At 49.5% G+C, this 18,711-nt stretch carries 12 protein-coding genes, 1 tRNA gene and 3 pseudogenes; 8 read left to right on the plus strand and 8 right to left on the minus strand.

Annotated elements, in window-relative coordinates:
- The first annotated feature begins 2 nt into the window (after positions 1–2).
- From B5F54_RS01400 to B5F54_RS01415, 4 genes are all read left to right on the plus strand, one after another.
- The gene (locus tag B5F54_RS01400; protein ID WP_087229415.1) at positions 3–368 is read left to right on the plus strand and encodes a metal-dependent transcriptional regulator; all 366 of its coding nucleotides are present in this window, start codon (positions 3–5) and stop codon (positions 366–368) included.
- A gap of 458 nt (positions 369–826) precedes the next feature.
- A complete protein-coding gene (locus B5F54_RS01405) occupies positions 827–1,327 on the plus strand; it encodes a sigma-70 family RNA polymerase sigma factor (protein WP_087229418.1) in 501 nt (166 codons plus the stop codon).
- Between the two features lie 488 nt (positions 1,328–1,815).
- Positions 1,816–2,121 carry a helix-turn-helix domain-containing protein gene (locus B5F54_RS18365; RefSeq protein WP_084730545.1) on the plus strand — a complete coding sequence of 102 codons (306 nt, stop codon included), beginning with the start codon at positions 1,816–1,818 and terminating at the stop codon, positions 2,119–2,121.
- A gap of 115 nt (positions 2,122–2,236) precedes the next feature.
- Entirely contained in the window at positions 2,237–3,541 is a 1,305-nt protein-coding gene (locus B5F54_RS01415) for a tyrosine-type recombinase/integrase (protein ID WP_087229421.1), read from the plus strand.
- Positions 3,542–3,647: 106 nt separating this feature from the next.
- Here the strand turns inward: B5F54_RS01415 and cas5c are convergent.
- The 3 genes and pseudogenes from cas5c to B5F54_RS01430 form a co-directional block, all read right to left on the minus strand.
- Positions 3,648–3,845 (minus strand): annotated as a pseudogene (gene cas5c, locus B5F54_RS01420) (type I-C CRISPR-associated protein Cas5c); the annotation flags it as partial.
- Positions 3,846–3,930: 85 nt separating this feature from the next.
- Positions 3,931–6,063 (minus strand): CRISPR-associated helicase/endonuclease Cas3, encoded by a 2,133-nt coding sequence (locus B5F54_RS01425; RefSeq protein WP_087229424.1) that lies wholly within the window; start codon positions 6,061–6,063, stop codon positions 3,931–3,933.
- Positions 6,064–6,361: 298 nt separating this feature from the next.
- Positions 6,362–6,449, minus strand: a tRNA-Leu gene (locus B5F54_RS01430).
- Between the two features lie 453 nt (positions 6,450–6,902).
- On the opposite strand from B5F54_RS01430, the gene B5F54_RS01435 reads away from it, so the two are divergent.
- The 4 genes from B5F54_RS01435 (at position 6,903) to rlmH (ending at position 11,485) form a co-directional block, all read left to right on the plus strand.
- Positions 6,903–8,399, plus strand: a complete 1,497-nt coding sequence (locus tag B5F54_RS01435) for a M23 family metallopeptidase (protein WP_242969607.1) — start codon at positions 6,903–6,905, stop codon at positions 8,397–8,399.
- Between the two features lie 451 nt (positions 8,400–8,850).
- The gene (locus B5F54_RS01440) at positions 8,851–10,134 is read left to right on the plus strand and encodes a UDP-N-acetylglucosamine 1-carboxyvinyltransferase (protein WP_087229431.1); all 1,284 of its coding nucleotides are present in this window, start codon (positions 8,851–8,853) and stop codon (positions 10,132–10,134) included.
- Positions 10,135–10,194: 60 nt separating this feature from the next.
- Positions 10,195–10,998, plus strand: a complete 804-nt coding sequence (locus tag B5F54_RS01445; RefSeq protein ID WP_237966383.1) for an MBL fold metallo-hydrolase — start codon at positions 10,195–10,197, stop codon at positions 10,996–10,998.
- A 7-nt stretch (positions 10,999–11,005) separates the two neighbouring features.
- Positions 11,006–11,485, plus strand: a complete 480-nt coding sequence (rlmH, locus tag B5F54_RS01450) for a 23S rRNA (pseudouridine(1915)-N(3))-methyltransferase RlmH (protein ID WP_087229436.1) — start codon at positions 11,006–11,008, stop codon at positions 11,483–11,485.
- A gap of 171 nt (positions 11,486–11,656) precedes the next feature.
- Here rlmH and B5F54_RS01455 read toward each other — a convergent pair.
- The 5 genes and pseudogenes from B5F54_RS01455 to feoB all read right to left on the minus strand — a co-directional run.
- Positions 11,657–12,394, minus strand: a pseudogene (locus tag B5F54_RS01455) (nucleoside recognition domain-containing protein); the annotation flags it as partial.
- Positions 12,395–12,440: 46 nt separating this feature from the next.
- On the minus strand, positions 12,441–14,087 hold the full coding sequence (locus B5F54_RS01460) for a recombinase family protein (protein WP_087229441.1): 1,647 nt from the start codon (positions 14,085–14,087) through the stop codon (positions 12,441–12,443).
- Positions 14,088–14,361: 274 nt separating this feature from the next.
- On the minus strand, positions 14,362–15,534 hold the full coding sequence (locus B5F54_RS01465; RefSeq protein ID WP_087229603.1) for an NAD(P)-dependent malic enzyme: 1,173 nt from the start codon (positions 15,532–15,534) through the stop codon (positions 14,362–14,364).
- A 23-nt stretch (positions 15,535–15,557) separates the two neighbouring features.
- A complete protein-coding gene (locus tag B5F54_RS01470) occupies positions 15,558–16,511 on the minus strand; it encodes an L-lactate dehydrogenase (RefSeq protein ID WP_087229444.1) in 954 nt (317 codons plus the stop codon).
- Between the two features lie 709 nt (positions 16,512–17,220).
- Positions 17,221–18,639, minus strand: a pseudogene (gene feoB / locus B5F54_RS01480) (ferrous iron transport protein B); the annotation flags it as partial.
- Positions 18,640–18,711 lie beyond the last annotated feature (72 nt).

Consider the following 18,711-nt stretch of genomic DNA (forward strand, 5'->3'; position numbering starts at 1 on the left):
AGATGAAACTTCATGCGTCCGGGGAGGACTATCTGGAAAGCGTTCTCGTTCTCCAAAAGAAACTCGGTATGGTGCGTTCCGTGGATGTTGCCCGGCACATGGGAGTATCAAAGCCAAGCGTATGTGTGGCAGTAAACACTTTGAAAGACGGCGGCTTTCTCACGATGGACGAAGATCATTTTCTCCATCTGACCGATGTGGGCCGCGAGGTGGCTGAAAAAATCTATGAGCGCCACTGCTTCTTTACCGAGCAGCTTATCGCCGCAGGTGTTGACCCAAAAACTGCGGAGGCCGATGCCTGCCGGATTGAACACATTATCAGCGATGAGAGCTTTTCGCGGCTGAAAGAGGCAGCCGAACAAGACTAAAACCGAATAAGTAAACTATCCTGCCCCGCTAAACGGGGAAAGAAAAAAACCGTTGCGGGGCAGGTGGCTTTGTGCGCGCAATTTGCATTTTTACCCCGGCGGCGGTTTTGAAATACATTTCAAGGCCGCCGTTCTCCATGCCCTTATGAGGATGACGACCCTGTGCTGAATGTTACGGCGGCTTTAGGAGGGAGCCGCCGTGAAGCACAGAGGGTTTCGACATAATCCGGCAGGAATTTACCTGCCAAAAAAAGCCTGTCCCCGGCAACGGGGATTTATACCCAAGAAGATGAACTATACGATGTAAGGCAGCATCAAAATACACCAGATGGCGTCTGGCTGGATTATATCCAGTCAGGCGTTTTTTGTCATATCCTGCGGTTCTCCGTAGGGTGCCGATCTCCACCGCCCCCATTTCAATTCACCCGTCAACCCCTGAATTGAAATGGAGGACAAGTATGTTTGATAAGAAAAGCGAATATGCCCTGAATAAACACGATCAGGACAGCATTATATACATAAGCGTCAGCGGACACATCCGGCTCACCCGCGCCGACTTTTCCAGTGAGGAAGAATTTCTGAAATGGAAAGCCTGGTCTGATGAGGATTATCACGAGAGAGAAAAAAGCGGCCGCAGCTTCAACGACAACCGCATGGATCTGAATGAGTGCCTGGATGTAATCGGTACAGTCCAGTCCGCAGAAGATGCATTTTTCTCGAAGCTCATTGAGGCTGATATGCAGGCCGTAAAGAAAGCTCTGACGGAGCGGCGGCTGGCTGAACTCAGGAGCATTTTGAACGCCAAGCAGTACCGGCGTATTTGGATGTACTGTGCCGAGGAAAAGTCCGTTACGGAGATTGCAAAGCTCGAAGGAGTAACGAAAGCCAGCGTTTCCCGTTCGCTTGCCAGGGCAATCAAAAAAATTTCAAAAAAATTTCGTAGCGGGACTCAAAAATAGCTAACAAACGGCCTTAAAAAATGTGATAGGTGAAGGACACATTTTCCTCACCCTTCACAGAACCATGACAACTGAATATACGGTATTGCAGGTACGAAACCCGCGTGATGAGCGACATAAGGTGCGCCGCCAGGACGATAGCTTCAAGGAGGTGATGGGACAAGCTATCCGAGCGATCAACGCATACCTTAGACCCGGACAGGCACTCCGGGCGCGATGACAGCGCGGGGGTTAAAGATACTTTCTCACGACCTCCCACAGACTTGAGGGGGAACCCTGCGGCACACGCCTTGAACGATGCTGCGGAGTTATGACAGCCCTGCCAGGGGCGGCCTGTAATATCCCCACCGCTGGGGATGCGTGGCAAATACAGCGGGCTTGAAGTTACTGAAAAGTCAAGGCAGCCGCGCCGAAGTGCGCCGTATGTTACAACGGCTCCAACCAGATCGGCGCGGTTGCTTTTTTGTTCTCGAAGGAGGCGAACAATTATGACTTCAAATTCGCCTGTTTGTTATGCGAATATTCCGTCCGGGACTTCCGGGCGTACTCATACAGAAAGATACTCCGCTGTTCAGCCTGCGGGCTTTGGTAAGATCGGCATGACGATTGAAGAAGCTGCCGACTATACCGGCATTGGACGCAACACCCTCCGCCGCCTTGTGGATTGGGGAAAAATTCCGGTCCTGCGGATTGGGCGTAAATCTATTGTCCGCGTGGATGTGATTTGCTGTTTCATGCAGATCAACGAGGGCCGCGACCTTCTGGACCGCAATCAGGTCCTTGCAGTGAAGTAAATATTGAAACCTTGAAATTTAGCAAGCGGTATGTTTGATAGATTGGCCACCCTTTGCTATAATCAGGGTGACACATCACTACGGTTCCGTTTGCCAGCATAGAAAGGAGTTTGCTATGGCAAAAGGATCTGTAAGAAAGAAAGGAAAGAAGTGGTACTATCGCTTTTATGTAGAGGATGCCAGCGGCAACCGTGTTCAGAAAGAATTTCCGGGAACGGAAAGCAAGAGTGAAACCGAGTCTCTGCTCCGTAAGGCGATGGAGGACTATGAAACCAAGATGTTTCTGGCGCAGGCCAAGAACATCACTTTGGGAGATATGCTGGATATGTGGGTGGAGGAAGAACTGAAACCCGGCTCGTTGAGTGATGGGACGGTGACGGCCTACATCAACACTGTTTCCCGTATCAAGAAGCACCCCATTGGTAAGCGCAAGCTCAAGACGGTAACTTCCGACCATCTGCAAAGCTATATGGATTTGTTGAGCTTCGGAGGAACAAGTCCCGATGGAAAAACCGTTGAGGCTTTGAGCAAAGGCTCGCTGGGCCAGTATTCGGCAGTGCTTCAAAACTCCTTCCGGTTTGCGGTTTTCCCCAAAAGGCTGATTACCTTCAACCCGATGCAGTATGTGGTGAAACGGGTCAAAGACGATGAATATGAGCTGTTCACCGAAGATGGCACAGGCGACCTTCCCGTTGAAACGCCGACAATCTCCCATGAGCAGTATTTGGCACTGAATGAGCTTTTGAAGAAAAAGCATAATCCCGCGTTACTGCCTATCCAGATTGCCTATTTTGCCGGGCTTCGTATCGGCGAGGTGTGCGGGCTGACCTGGCAGGACATCGACCTGAAGGAACAGTGTCTCACCATTCGCCGGAGTATGCGGTATGACTCCGTAAGGAAGAAAACGCAGATCGGCCCCACAAAGCGCAAGAAAATCCGTACTGTGGATTTCTGCGACACCCTGGCGGCCATCCTGCGGGAAGCCAAAAAGGAGCAAATGCTGAACAGCATAAAATATGGGCCGTTGTACTCTCAAAACTACTATCGCATCGTCAAGGAAAAGAACCGCACATACTACGAGGTCTATTCCTTGCCCCGGACAGAGACACCCCCGGAAGATTACACCCAGGTTTCCTTCGTTTGCCTGCGTCCTGATGGAGCCTATGAAGCCCCTGCAACGGTCAGTAGCGTATGCCGATACTCCCGAAAGAAGATCGGGGATATGGATGACTTTCATTTCCATCTGTTGAGGCATACATATACGACCAACCTTCTCTCTCACGGGGCAGCACCCAAGGATGTGCAGGAGCTGCTGGGACATTCTGATGTAAGTACCACAATGAACATTTACGCTCACGCCACCAGAGAGGCCAAGCGAACTTCCGCAAGGCTGCTGGATAAGGTTGTAGGGACAGCCTGAAAAAAGTTTCCCTCATTTCTTCTCGCAAGGGAAAAAATGAGGGAAAAGGGCCAAATCGAGATGGCGAAAACGCTGGAAACACCAGTGTTTTCAAGGGGTATAGAAATTTTAACTGAGAAAACTGAATTGGATTGATCACATGAATGCGGTCAATATGCCATCGCAATCCCGGATGCCAATAAACGGCTTCCAAAATGCCGCGTGCCGCCGACGGAGTCATGACGTCATAGGAAACCCGTTCCACCTTCATTTCGGGTCTGGAAAAGCAAGCATACTTTCCCCAGACCTCCATTTGAATTGCCATCTCTTTCACTCCTTTCTCCAAAATAAACATCCTTTTCTCTCTGAATAATGCCTCACCTCTCTCCCTGCGAAAATGGCTTTTAACGCTACACAAACAGGGCTTTTCCCGCATCCGCCTCTAAGGAGAGGCCGGTACCCTTTGTGTCATACAGTCGAAGATTTGTTAAAACCGCAAGACCGTCCGCAACCACAACGAGATCGTTTGCCCGATAAAGCTCCTGAAAGTGCTGGTCATATACATTCACCATATAGCGGCCCGCTTTGCGCAGCAAACTCCGGGAGCACTCCCCTTGCTGCAAGCGCTGCGCCAGTCTTTTGGCCCTTTGCCCCAACGGGATAAAGACAGATTTTGTATTCTCTTCAATCAGGCGAAACTCCTTTGCAACCTGTGCAAATGGCAACATACATCCGTTTCTCCCCCGCTCAAAGGCGTCCACAATCTTTTTTCGGTCGAGCAGATCCCCTTTTAAGTTGTGAAGTGCGTCAAAATAAGCCTGTATCGCTTCTAAAGAAGCTACATCGGAAAAGCTTAGTTGAATCTCATTTTTAAATATACTGACATTTTGCTGCATCCGGGGCGGGATCCGTTCTTCGGTCCGAAAGATATAGACCGCGCTCTCATCCACCGGACGTTTCCCTTCCCGATTGCATCTTCCGGCCGCCTGGATGATGGAATCCAGGCCAGCCTCTGCCCGAAACACGGTTGGGAAATCCACGTCGACGCCCGCCTCAATCAACGAAGTGGCAACAACACGGCACACAAGCCCTTGCCGCAGTCTCCTGCGGATGTTGCGGAGCGTCCACCGGCGCATCAACGGCGTCATCAGGGTGGAAAGGTGAAACCGTCCCCCGGCGGGCAACGCTTGGTAGAGCTCCGCCGCCTGTTTACGCGTGTTCACAATGGCCAAAACCTGTGTTTGCATAGCCATCTGTCCGGCCAATTTTTCTATGGTTAGCGTTCCGATATGTTTCAATTGGGTGCGGCGGAAAAAGTGGAACATCTCCTGCGTATTGGGACAAAGTTCCTCTATTTTCGCCGTCTTCGGAAACAGTTTTCCCAAAGACGGCTGCGTTGCAGTGCACAACACCGCCGTTATGCCATACATCTCCACCAATTCCCAAATGGCCCGCACACAGGGCGTCAAATAGTCCACAGGCAACATCTGGGCTTCGTCAAAAATGACGACACTATTGGCAATATTGTGAAGCTTGCGGCATCGAGAGGTCCGGTTCGCGTAGAGCGATTCAAAAAATTGTACGCTGGTGGTAACAATGATCGGAGCATCCCAGTTTTCCGCGGAGAGACGCAGTTTCTCTGTCTTTCGGTCGTCGTCCCCCTGTTGGTCAAAGCTGACATTGGCATGATATTCCAACACATTTTCCGCTCCCACGATTGCGCGAAAGACCTTAGCGGTCTGTTCGATGATGCTGGTATAGGGGATAACATAGATCACACGGCTCAACCCATGCTGGACGGCATGCTGGAGCGCAAACGCCAAGGACGCGATCGTCTTTCCACCCCCTGTCGGAACCGTCAGGCTTTTCAGTCCACGCTTCCCTTTGCCCGCCTCTAAGCAACATTTCAAAATCTCCGTGCGTTTCCGGTTGATGGGGTTGACGTCCCCCTGTGGATGCAGCCAAGGGTCTATGTATTGCTTTAGGGCATCAAACAGTGACAAAATCGATGCATATCCGCCTCGCTGCACAGCGCCAGACTGCATAAAGGCTTCCGTATCCAAAAAGTCGGCGTCCACCAGGGCAGAAAACAGCATGCGTGTGAAAAAAGCAATTCGGAACCCATTGGCCTCCGGTGGCCGGGATACCGCCTCCAAAGTGATTTCACGCCGATACGCTGCATAAGGATGCACTTGCTTTTTCAGACGCCCCTGCCAGGTGGGGAGCCCTGCCGGATCTCCTGGCCCGCCCCCGTCGGGAAGTCCCGCATGATGCCCGGCCGCACATAGCGACGCCGGTAACATCCGTAATCGAAACAATTCCTTCGCGCCCGCCGTGGAATGATCCCCGCCGGTTCCCTCGTGTAAGAGATACTCCTGAAATTCCGCAGAATATTTTCCAATGTCGTGGGCCAAGCCAAGGACATAGGCATATTCTCCCGCTTCAAATACCTCTGAAAATCGTTTTGCGTATTCTGCTACATTGCGCAGATGCTCTTCCAGGGGTTGCAAACGTCCATCTGCGCTCTTGTGCGCAACAATCATAATACTCCCCTTTCCACACTTGAAGGATCTTATAGATTGTATTCTAACGCAAAATAATTCCCACAAATAGATTTTATAGAATATTGCTCTTTTTTGTTTTACTATTTGCACTATTTTTAGATAAAAACATCAATTATGTACATACGATTCACTACACAAACAAAAAAGGTTTACAAATGGTACCACTCCATTCGTAAACCTCTTGATCATCTATACCAAGACCGCAACAAAACAATCTGTGTTGAACTCTTTTACAAAAGAAAAAGGTCTAAATGCTTATTGCATTCAGACCTTTTTGTGGTGCGAGGGGGGGGACTTGAACCCCCATGAGCTAAGCGCTCACTAGAACCTGAATCTAGCGCGTCTGCCAATTCCGCCACTCTCGCGTTTATCCTTGCGGTGTTTTTGACTGCTTGGCTAGTATAGCATATCAAAAAACAAGTTGTCAAGCATTCTTTGCAAAAATTTGAAAGTTTTTTGACACCTTTGGGATAATTCGAGAAAAGGGTTGCAAATTTGTAACTTTTCGTGTATGATAAACGCAATCACATTACAAACTTGTAACTAATTTATGAACACGAAAGGAAATGGCTATGCGATTCCCCTATCGATTTACTGGGAAAGGGTCCGCAGAGCAGCGCGTGGAGAAAAATCATGGGTTGACAAAACAACATATACAGTCTTTCGAGGCCTCGTGTTACGCTTTTCTTTATATTGTTGGCATACAATCCGTTCGTATTTTGAAGCGCTTGCGCCGCCGGACGCATCGTTTTTTCCTCCCAGCGACCAATTTGATAAAACGAGTCTATGCAAAAACCTTAGGGCGGCAGTTTGCCCGTTTGCGCAAGGAACTCCATTCGATTCGCGAAGGATTTACAATTGCGGGAAAACGCTTGCGCGACGCCAAACAGCAAAGCGTTGGGCAAGCTTTAAAGGAATCCGTCAAGGTTACCGGGAAAAGCTTTGTCCGGCATAAAAAATTCGTCTGCGGCATCTTAAACATCGCTGCCCCGCTTGGCGCCCTGGTACTGCTGATTTTCACCATTCAATATTGGAATAGTCTGAACTACGGGTTGGTCCTGACCTATGATGGCCAGGAAATCGCCACCATCCAAGATGAAAACATTTTTGAGCAGGCTACCGAAATGGTAAACCAGCGCATGATTCACGATGTGGAGGGTGAAGATACCCAAGTGGAGATCACTCCTTCGTTTAAGCTGTCTGTTGTAGACGAAAATCGCTATTCTGCAGCCAGCGCGGTCTGTGATCTGATTATTAAGCAATCTGATGGAATCATTGAAGAGGCAAGTGGCCTTTATGTTGACGGCGAGTTGATAGGGGCTGTAAAAAGCAGCGCGGACCTTCGGTATATTCTGCAAAACATTCTGAATGCCGCAAAAGAGGGCGATACGGACGCAGAGGCCGCCTTTGCGCAGAATGTGGAAACCGTCAGTGGCTTATTCCCCACCAACAGCATTATGACCACAGAAGAGATGGAGAGCCTTTTGACCGGTACGGAAAAGGACGCTGTCCTTTACACTGTAAAAGCGGGCGATACCGCCACCTCGATTGCGCAGGATCACAATTTGACCTTGACGGAACTGGCCAGCATCAATCAGTTCAGCGACATAGATGTTCTTCACGAAGGCGACCTTCTGAATATTGAAATGGCTGTCCCGAAGCTCAGCGTTAATATTATGAAAAATCAGGAATATGACGTCGACATTCCTTATAAAACCATCACACAGAAGGACGACAGCCAATATACGGATTATTCCAAGGTCATCACTGCAGGCGTCAACGGCCGGCAACACTGTGTGGACCAAGTCACTTATCTCAACGGCGTTGAAGTTAAACGTGAGAACCTGAGCACAACGGTGCTCGAAGAACCGGTGGATCAAGTGGTCGTCACTGGCACAAAGAAACGGCCCAAGACTGCGGAAGCGGGCGTCAGCACAGGCAGCATGATGTGGCCGGTACCCTCCCTGCATACGATTACCACAGGGTTTGAGTACCGCTGGGGCAGCTTCCACAGTGGGATCGATATTTCCGGCAGCAGCGCATATGGAAAAACCATTGTTGCCGCGGATGGCGGAACAGTCACAGCGGCTGGATACTCCGGGAGCTATGGACTGCGGGTTCAAATTAACCATGGCAATGGTTTGCAAACCCTATATGGGCATTGCAGCAAGTTACTCGTTTCTCCGGGGCAGAAGGTCGCGAAAGGGCAGGCGATTGCTCTTGTGGGAAGTACGGGGAATTCCACAGGTCCACATTGCCACTTTGAAGTCTACAAAAATGGATCGCGTGTGAACCCATTCAATTATGTAAATTAAAAAAAGAGATGGCGTTCCTCCGAAAAAAGTCGGAGGGACGCCGTTTTTTTAGCTCTGGAAGGCTCTCAAAATGAATTCAGCCAAATAAATTATGTTAACCTCTGGATGCCTTCAATTTTTTGATACAACGAAAATCCGCTCTTTCTCCATTTTTTATTTACAATCACAAACTTTGCCAGAATCCCTGCCTTCCCTTGACTTTTATCGCTAGGTGTATTATGATCTTTAGAAGTAAAGGTGCTGTTCTTGCCCCTTTTGCTTTGTGATAATAGAAGAATTTTACTTTAAAAATTTATAAATATTAACAGCCTTCCTCAGCATTAATTCTGCTATTTCTGTAAAAGCTAGTGATGCTTTTCTTTTATATAGCGCTGGGAAAGGCGGCAAATGGGATCCATCTTCCTATGCCGTCAATAGACGTATGTCGACTATGAGATTGGAGCGTGCCGCATTGGATAAATTTGTTATTACTGGTGGCAATCGGCTTACCGGAGAGGTAACGATCAGCGGTGCAAAAAATGCCGCTATTGCAATTATTCCTGCTGCAATTCTTTCGGATGGAGTATGCCGAATTGAAAATATCCCGAACATCACGGATGTGAGTTCGATCACCCGCATTCTATATGATATGGGCGCACAAGTCCGTACAATTGATAAGTCTACCCTTGAAATCGACCCCCGTAAAATTCACACCTGCGTAGCGTCTTATGAGCTTGCCAAGCACATCCGTGGATCGTATTATCTGCTTGGTGCCCTTTTGGGACGCTTTTCTCACGCGGTCGTAACCATGCCTGGTGGGTGCGATTTCGGTGTCCGCCCGATTGACCAGCACCTCAAGGGTTTTGCTGCTTTGGGCGCTTCCTATAAACTCGACGGCGGTATGGTGGACGTCCGTGCAGAACAGCTGAAGGGCAGCCACATTTATCTCGACGTGGTCTCCGTGGGTGCGACCGTCAATATCATTTTGGCGGCGGTGCGCGCGAAGGGCATGACAGTAATCGAAAACGCCGCCAAAGAGCCACATATTGTTGATTTAGCCAACTTTTTGAATTCGATGGGCGCGGACATCCGAGGCGCAGGTACGGATGTTATCAAAATCTATGGCGTAGAGCATTTGAATGGGACCACCTATTCCATCATTCCCGACCAAATCGAGGCGGGAACGTATATGGTTGCCGCAGCTGCAACGAGTGGGGATGTCTTAATTAAAAACGTCATCCCCAAGCATCTGGAATCCATCACGGCGAAGTTGGAAGAGATGGGCGTCGAGGTGACCGAATATGACGATTCTATCCGCGTGCGACGGGAAGGCCCGCTCAATAAATGCAATATTAAGACCATGCCACACCCAGGCTTCCCTACCGATATGCAGCCACAAATCGCGGTTTTGCTCTCAATTGCCAATGGGACCAGCATCATCAACGAAAGCGTTTGGGATAACCGCTTCCGTTATATTGAAGAACTCAAGCGGATGGGCGCGCAAATTTCCGTTGATGGACGTTTGGCAGTGATCGAAGGGGTTGACCATCTTTCCGCCGCACCGGTAAAAGCGACCGATCTCCGCGCAGGCGCCGCCATGATCATTGCTGCATTGTGTGCCCAGGGGACTTCTGAAGTAGAGGATATCCAGCACATCGAGCGTGGTTATGAAAATATTGAGGAAAAATTCCGCAATCTCGGTGCGGATATCAATCGGGTGCATATAGCAGAACCGGTGATCGCACGGGCGATTTAAACAGAACCTGGAAGGCGGTCCGCAAACGCGGGCCGTCCATTTTGTGTTGAAAAAGGTGGGGTGCAACCCTTGGCGAGATTTTGTCCGCTTTTTAGCGGAAGCAGCGGAAATTCGTATTACATAGGGTCTTCTCACGCGGGGATTTTGATCGATGCAGGACGTTCTGCAAAGCAGATGGTACAAATGTTGGATACCTGCGGGCTGGAACCCAAGGCCGTCCAGGCCATCTTTATCACCCATGAGCATTCCGATCATATCAAAGGATTGCGTGTATTTGCATCCCGTTTTCATATTCCTGTATACGCTTCTGCTGGAACACTTTCGGCCCTGTTGCAGATGGGATGTCTGGAGGGGGATTTCCCTGTTGAGGAAATTTCTCCGGACGGCGTTATGTGCGCCGGTATGTTGATCCAGCCCTTCCGTACGCCGCACGACAGCGCAGAAAGCGTTGGATACCGGGTATTTACCGCAGATGGACGCAGCGCGGCCGTCTCGACGGATCTGGGCTATATGACGGATACCGTGCGGGCAGCGTTATGTGGAGCCGATTTGGTTGCCATTGAGTCGAACCACGATATTGGCATGCTGCAAAATGGACCTTATCCCTATCCTCTGAAACGGCGGATTTTGTCGCGAACCGGACATTTGAGCAACCTTGCCTGCGCTGATGAGTTGTATAGCCTTGCTGAACGCGGGACAACCCGTTTTGTTTTGGCACATTTAAGCGCAGAAAATAATACGCCGGAACTTGCTTATCAGACGTCCGTCTGTTCCCTCTCCCTCTGTGGGATGAAAGAAGGAACGGATTATACGCTCTATGTAGCGCCACGTGAAAATAGCACGGGGAAAACCATTCTTTTTTGAGGGATCTATGCTCAATATTCAACTGCTTTGTATCGGAAAATTGAAAGAATCCTATTGGCGGGAGGCTTGTGCAGAGTATGCAAAAAGGCTTTCCGCTTTTTGCCGTTTTTCCATTATCGAGTTGCCAGAAAGCCGCCTTCCAGAGACGCCCTCCCCTGCGCAGGTCACAGCAGCCCTTCAAACCGAAGGGGAAAAAATTTTAGCCGCTGTGGGAAACGCCCCGCTTATCGCGCTTTGTATTGAAGGGAAGGCCCTTTCTTCGGAAGCGCTCTCCCTTAAAATCGATTCCATGGCTGTAAACGGAGCCAGTAAGCTCTGTTTTGTCATTGGAAGTTCGTTTGGGTTGAGCGATTCTGTAAAATGTGCGGCCAATTTGCGCTTATCTATGTCGCCCATGACCTTCCCGCATCAGTTGGCGCGTGTGATGCTCTGCGAACAGATTTATCGCGCTTTCCAGATTTTAAACCATGGGAAATACCATAAATAATTCCGGTTTGGCAGAAGTATGCTTTTGGGGAGGTTCTGGCCCGGCTCCATGTGATCTGCATCTTCACTTTCAGACGGTCTTTCCTGTGACGGCTATTTATAAAAGGAAGCCTTTGCCATTTCCTGCTTCTATTGGGGGAATGGGCAAAGGCTTTCTTTTTTAATTTTTCTATTATGCCAAGCCAAGCATGCGCGCAGTTGTCGCCACTAAGAAACAAATCAACATCCCAATACCTGCTGGGACGGCAAAGGAAATGGCCGTCCATTTTAGGCTTTTTGTCTCCTTTCCAATAGTCATACAGGTCGTAGAACAGGGCCAGTGCATCAGCGAGAACAAAATGGTGCACACTGCGGTTAACCACGTCCATCCATTGTCGACCAAAAGCGCGTGCAATTGCGTGAGGTCACTGATATCTATGAGGCTCCCTGTCGCCATGTATGTCATAATAATAATGGGTACAACAATTTCATTAGCTGGGAACCCAAGAATAAATGCGAACAGGATCACCCCATCCAGTCCCAGAAGCTGTGCAAAGGGATCTAGGAAGGCGGCACAATACGCCAACAAACTTGCATTGCCATATGGAATGTTTGCCAGTAACCAGATCAGCAACCCGGCGGGGGCTGCTACTACCGCCGCCCTGCCTAAGACAAACAAGGTCCGGTCGAAAATCGAGCGGACAATCACCTTCCCGATTTGCGGCCGGCGGTACGGCGGGAGTTCCAATGTAAACGAGGAAGGGATGCCTTTCAGAATAGTCGCAGATAGCAAGCGTGAAACCAAAAAGGTCATCCCGATTCCCAATACAATCACACCCATCAGGAGCAGGGTGGAAAGCACAGAACCACCTATTCCGGCTGTGCCAATAAAGAACATGGAGATGATTGCAATAATAGTAGGAAATGCACCACCAGACAAACGGCAAACTTTCGCTAAACAACGTATGGAATGTGTTTTATAGGGATTCTGTCCCATTGGATGCAAGGTCTAAAAACACATGCAAGTTTTTGCCGTCCCACACAATCCTCTGCACTAGCAAATGAATCAAGCTGCGTTTTTCCTGCACAGACAGCGAACGCAACAGACCTTTCAGGTCGGACAGGCTGCCTGCCAATCGTTCGATCTCTAAATGTAAGCCCGTGATGGAGTTGCGCTTCATTTGTAGCTGCTCGCGTTCCTGCAATAAGCTGGACCGTTCTTGCTCCAAAGCCTCTATCCGGTTGTTGACATGCTGTATGAATGCGGCGCCAACACCATCTTGTGAAAGCGTATGTACCAGATGGCTAATTGCATCGTCACACCTGTGGAGCTTTGTTTCAATACAAGCTGGAGGGTCCTCCCGTGTTTGCTTTTGTAAGTCCCTTTTCAGAGCTTCCAGCAACTTATAAATTCCTGGGCTTTCCTCCGCGAGATTCACCAGATATGCAAATACCATAGCATCTGCCTGTGAGCCGCTGATGTTTTGACAATCGCACAAGCAGACGCCACCGCGCAACTTATTGCCGCATATATAATCGAATTCACCGCCGGCCGTCCCTGGGTGGGAGCGCCTTTTGGCAAACATCCGGCTGCCACACTTGCCGCAAATAATCCTCCCAGACAGCAGAGAAGATTCATTATGTATGTTTGCGGGCTTTTTCCCAGTTGGAATGCTGTCCTGTAGGATGCCCTGGACCGCGACCCACTTTTTCCCTGGAATTTTCCCTCTATGCCGCCCTATCGCGACGATCCATTGATCCATAGATTGGCGTGGCGCATGTTTCTTTTTGTAATCACGCTTGTTATAGGCAAGCAACCCATATCTGCCCTTACAGTCTTTTTCTTCAAAACAGACATTTGCATGTTGTGCGGTAAAGTAGCTGAAAGCCTCTTTATCCGCAATGCAATAGACAGGATTGTGCAAGATTTCTTTGATTCCGAGGAGGGAATACCACGTCCCGTTGCGGGATTGGATTCCTTGCCGGATCAAGTATTTGCTCACGCCGGTTAGACTATGTAACTCCAAATACTTTTCAAAGATCGTTCCCACAACCTGCAACTCGTCAGGAGATTCTTTCAACCTACAAGAGATCTTGATCTTCCCATCTACAAGCATCTCCTGCTGTTTTTCAGAGCGGTAGCCTGTTGGAGGCGTCCCTCCCAACCAGCGCCCTGTGCGGGCCAACATGCACATATTATCCCGCACACGCTCTGCAATGGTCTCACGCTCCAACTGTGCAAACACAGAGGCAATATACATCATTGCTTTCCCCATTGGCTTTGATGTATCAAATTCCTCCTTGATGCAGATAAAGGAAATATTTCGATCGTTTAGTTCCTCTATAAGCGCAGAGAAATCGCTGACACTACGGCTAATCCGGTCGAGCCGGTAACAAACGATATAATCGGGTTTCCTTTCCCGAATATCCTGCAACATGCGTTGGAATTGCGGCCGAATGGTATCTTTCGCGGAAAAGCCCTCATCCTCATAGATTGTTATGGCATCTTCAACCACATCTGGAAATTTAGATCTAATATATTGTTTGCACATTTCAATTTGGTTTTCGACGCTTTCCCCTTTGCCTGTATAGACGGATTTGCGGCTATAGATGAAAAAACGCAAACACTCACCCCCACAAGCTTATCGGACAAAGGCACTTGCATATCGGTCCCTCTAAGCTCTCTTTCTCCCTCAATCCCCTCCCTATCCCTGTAATTTCTCCTTCCCTATTTATATCCGCCCCTTTCCAGCTTGATGCCTATTCATGGGGCCTTAACCCGTATAGAAACTGCACGTTCCAATGCAAACCGAAGGGCCTAATTAAGAAAAAACGCGCTTACAGGTTCAATACCTGTAAGCGCGTTTTTATGGATAAAACAATCTTTTTCTAATGCCATTAAATACGGGCTACGCCGGATGCACGAGCCGCTTCTGCGACTGCTTTTGCAACTGCTTTGCCAACATTCCGATCCAGCGCGCTGGGGATGATGTAATCCGGGGACAGCTTGTCGTCGGTTACAAAAGACGCGATTGCTTTCGCTGCCGCAATCTTCATCTCATCGTTAATGTCGCTCGCACGTACGTCCAAAGCGCCACGGAAAATGCCCGGGAAAGCCAAGACGTTGTTGATCTGGTTCGGGAAGTCGCTGCGTCCAGTACCCACCACAGCAGCGCCAGCCTCTTTTGCCAAATCGGGCATAATTTCGGGCACCGGGTTGGCCATCGGGAACAGGATGGGGTTGGGCGCCATAGACTTGACCATCTCCGGGGTCACGCAGCCAGGAGCGGATACACCGATAAACACATCGGCGCCTTTGAGGACTTCCGCCAAAGTCCCTTTGCGGCACTCTTTGTTGGTAATGGCAGCCATCTCTTCTTTTTCAGGATTCAGATTCTCGCGGCCCTGATAGATAGCGCCGTGACGGTCACAGAGGACAACGTCCTTCAGGCCCATTGCAATGAGCAGGCGGATAATTGCGATACCCGCAGCACCCGCTCCACTGGTAACCACGCGGATTTCATCAATCTTTTTGCCAGTCAGCTTCAAAGCGTTGAGCATAGCGGCCAGTGTGACTACAGCTGTGCCATGCTGGTCATCGTGGAAAATCGGAATGTCGCAGCATTCCTTAAGTCTCCGCTCAATCTCAAAGCAGCGAGGTGCAGAAATATCCTCCAGGTTAATACCGCCAAAACTGCCAGCCAGCAGGCGGACTGTATTGACAATATCGTCAACTTCCTTGGAGCGGACGCACAGCGGAATGGCATCCACATCGCCAAAGGCCTTGAACAGCGCGCATTTACCTTCCATAACCGGCATGCCGGCTTCCGGGCCAATGTCGCCCAAGCCCAAAACAGCAGTACCATCGGTGACCACCGCTACCAGGTTCGAACGGCGGGTCAGCTCATAGCTCATGTTAACATCTTTCTGAATTTCCAGGCAAGGCTGGGCAACGCCCGGGGTATAAGCCAAGGAGAGATCGTCACGCGTTTCCAGGGGAGCACGGCAGATCACCTCAATCTTACCTTTCCATTCCTTATGCTTTTTGAGAGATTCAGCAGCGTAATCCATTGTTTTCCAATCCTTTCCAATCATTATATTTCCAATTGAGAAATAACTTGCTTCAATGCATCAGCACTCTTGTGCAGCAGATCTTCCTCATCTTTGGTCAGCGGAGGAACGACAGCACGGCGAATTCCCTGCGCCCCCACCACAAACGGAAGGCTCAGGCATACATCGTTAATGCCATACTGGTTGTGAATCATAGCGGAAACCGTCATCACCGAATCCGTATCCCGCAGGATGCACTCGCAAATGCGGCGAACCGAAAGGGCAATTGCATAGAATGTAGCGCCCTTCAAAGCAATGACCTGAGCGCCTGCTGTGCGGACATCCTCTTCAATTTCCTTCAGTTCGGTTTTCCCGCAGCGGTTGTTCTGATCACAAATATATGTACAATATTTGCTCATTTCCATGCCTGCGATTGTGGTCAGGGACCACGGGATCATAGAAGTATCACCGTGCTCGCCAAACACATAAGCATGAATATTCTTGGAATTAAGGCCCACATGCTCTGCAAGGCGGGAACGGAGACGTGCCGAATCCAACATGGTTCCGGAACCAAACACCTGGTTTTCAGACAGGTTGGTGTTTTTCAGGATAGCATACGTGATAATGTCCACCGGGTTGCTAACCACTACATAAATCGCATCCGGAGCATAGCGGGTAATCTGCGGCATAACAGACTTGATGATGTTCACATTCGCTTGCGCCAGATCAATACGGGTTTGGCCGGGCTTCCGCGCCAAACCAACGGTGACAATAACCACATCGGAATCTACTGCTTCTTCATAGTCGCCCGCATGAATATTTACCGGTGCGCAGAAAGGCGTTCCCTGGAAGATATCCATAGCTTCGCCCTTGGCCTTTTTGTCGTTGATATCGATCAGCAAAATCTCAGAAGCCATGCCGTCAATAGCCAACGTATAGGCGATAGTAGCTCCCACGTTTCCTGTTCCCAATATGGTGATTTTCTTGCCTTTTTTCATACAGTTTTACTCCCTTGAATAGTGATGCATGGGACGGTTTTGATCTGCCATTTGCAAAAATTCGTCTTCTCCATAAAGAGCATCCTTTCGATTTTTCCATCCGGCAAAAAGCTTTAACCGTCATCTGGGAGAAAGCAAAACAGAAAGCCGCCTTCTCCCCCATGCTAATATATTAAAAATTATACACGACAATCTCGCCTTTGTAAAGAATTTTCCCGAATATTCCACCATATTCGAGAAAATTCTTTGGCCAGTGTACATTTCCGAACATAGGCTTCACCCCAAACCAAATGGGACTGCATAATGGCGCCAAGGGCCTGCACGCATACATACTAACCCACGCTACAGAAAGGAAGGAGTTTCATGCGAAAAAACCATGTACAGAGAATCATAGGAGCCCCTCTCAGTGGAGAGGCCATCCGCTGTCTAATCAACAAGGTTAATGGGTTCTACTTTGAGATAATCGAGCGGAAGTTGAACCAATCCCGCCTTTCTTCCCGTCAAAAGATTGCCATTATCGATCAAATTCTCGCTTCTCTAAAGGCACATGAAGGAAATAACGCAAGCAAGTGATGTTTCCCATACGCCTTTTCCTTTGTTCTCATTGCCTATTAATTTCCTAAACCTACGTCCCCAATGTGTTTGGCATGTCCTAGATGCGCTGCGTCCTACCTCTGAAAGGATTTGTTTCCCCTTTGTGTGGTGGCGCAAATCGACCGTTGCACGGTACAAAGGAATTGGTGATCATCGCGATCAACCGTTCTCTGGGAGAATCAATGATCCGGCAGCCGACAATGCCTGCTGCGTTACATCCGAATCCCATACACATCGTTAATGCCTGTTTTCCGCAGGCATGCGCCTTTTTGAAGTACTTATCCAAATTAAATGCCACACGGGGAAGGTAGCCCAGGTCCTCCAATAAAGTGAACAAAGGGAAAAAAATAGCCATCGGCGGAAGCATCACGGATACCACCCAAGCCAATACCCGGTAAACCCCTTCCACCAGCATGCTCCGCAACCAGGCCGGCACGCCTATGGCTATGAACCCATCCATCAGACGGTCTTGCAACCAAAACAAACCTTCAGAAAGGAGTTCCGATGGATAATTGGCACCTGTGATCGTCAGCCAGAAGATCACGCCCAACAGAAGGAGCATGACCGGGAACCCCGTCCATTTGCTTGTCAAAATGCGGTCGATTTTTTGGTCGCGCAGCTCGCGCTTTGTTTTTTCATGAACGACTACGCCGGTGCAGACTTTTTCCGCTGTGCGGACAATGCTGGATACAATCTGGTCACGGAGGTCCTCCTGGGAGATGCCCCGGCTGTGTAAACACTGTTTTGCCTCTTGTAATTTTCGCACAATCTCTTCTTTTTCCAACAAATCAAACCCTAGCGCATCATTGAGGGAACGAAGTAGGGAATCGTCATGATCCAATAGACGCAGAGAGAGCCAACGCGCGTTCAAGGACTCCCCGTAGATCGTTGCCACAGAGGGCTGCAACATGGCTATGGCATCTTCGATGGGGCGGATATACGAAACTTGGATGGAAGATGGTGCGTCTTTGCCATCCAGTTGACGGCATACGGCGTCCATCAAATCGTCCAGCCCTTTGTGGGACCGTGCGGCCGCTGGAACAACGGGAACCCCTAAGCGTTCCGACATCCGTTCCAGATCGAGGCGGATTCCCTTGCGTTCTGCTTCATCCATCAAATTCACGCAGACGACCACCCGGTTGGTAATCTCCAATGCCTGCAAGACTAAATTCATATTGCGCTCTAGGCAGGTGGCGTCGCACACAACCACTACGGCGTCCGGATGCCCAAAGCACAAGAAGTCCCTTGCCACCTCTTCCTCCGCAGAATGCGCCATTAGGGAATAGCACCCGGGAATGTCCACCAGGATAAAAGGACGCCCCCGGTATGTACATGTCCCTTGCGCGTTGGTCACCGTCTTGCCAGGCCAGTTTCCTGTATGTTGGTTCATTCCCGTCAATTCATTGAATACGGTACTTTTCCCTACATTCGGATTCCCAGCCAAGGCGATCACACGGTCCTCCCCGCTCTGCCTTTTTATCACCAATCCCATATCCACCGCTTTGATTCCTGTGGACCTGCTGGTCAGCCCCAATTTCATCACCCCATTTGTCATTTGGATATACAACGGGAGGCGGGAAGCCTCTCCCCGCCTCCCGGCAAGCAG

It is taken from the genome of Anaeromassilibacillus sp. An250 (assembly GCF_002159845.1).
Lineage (GTDB): Bacteria > Bacillota > Clostridia > Oscillospirales > Acutalibacteraceae > Anaeromassilibacillus > Anaeromassilibacillus stercoravium.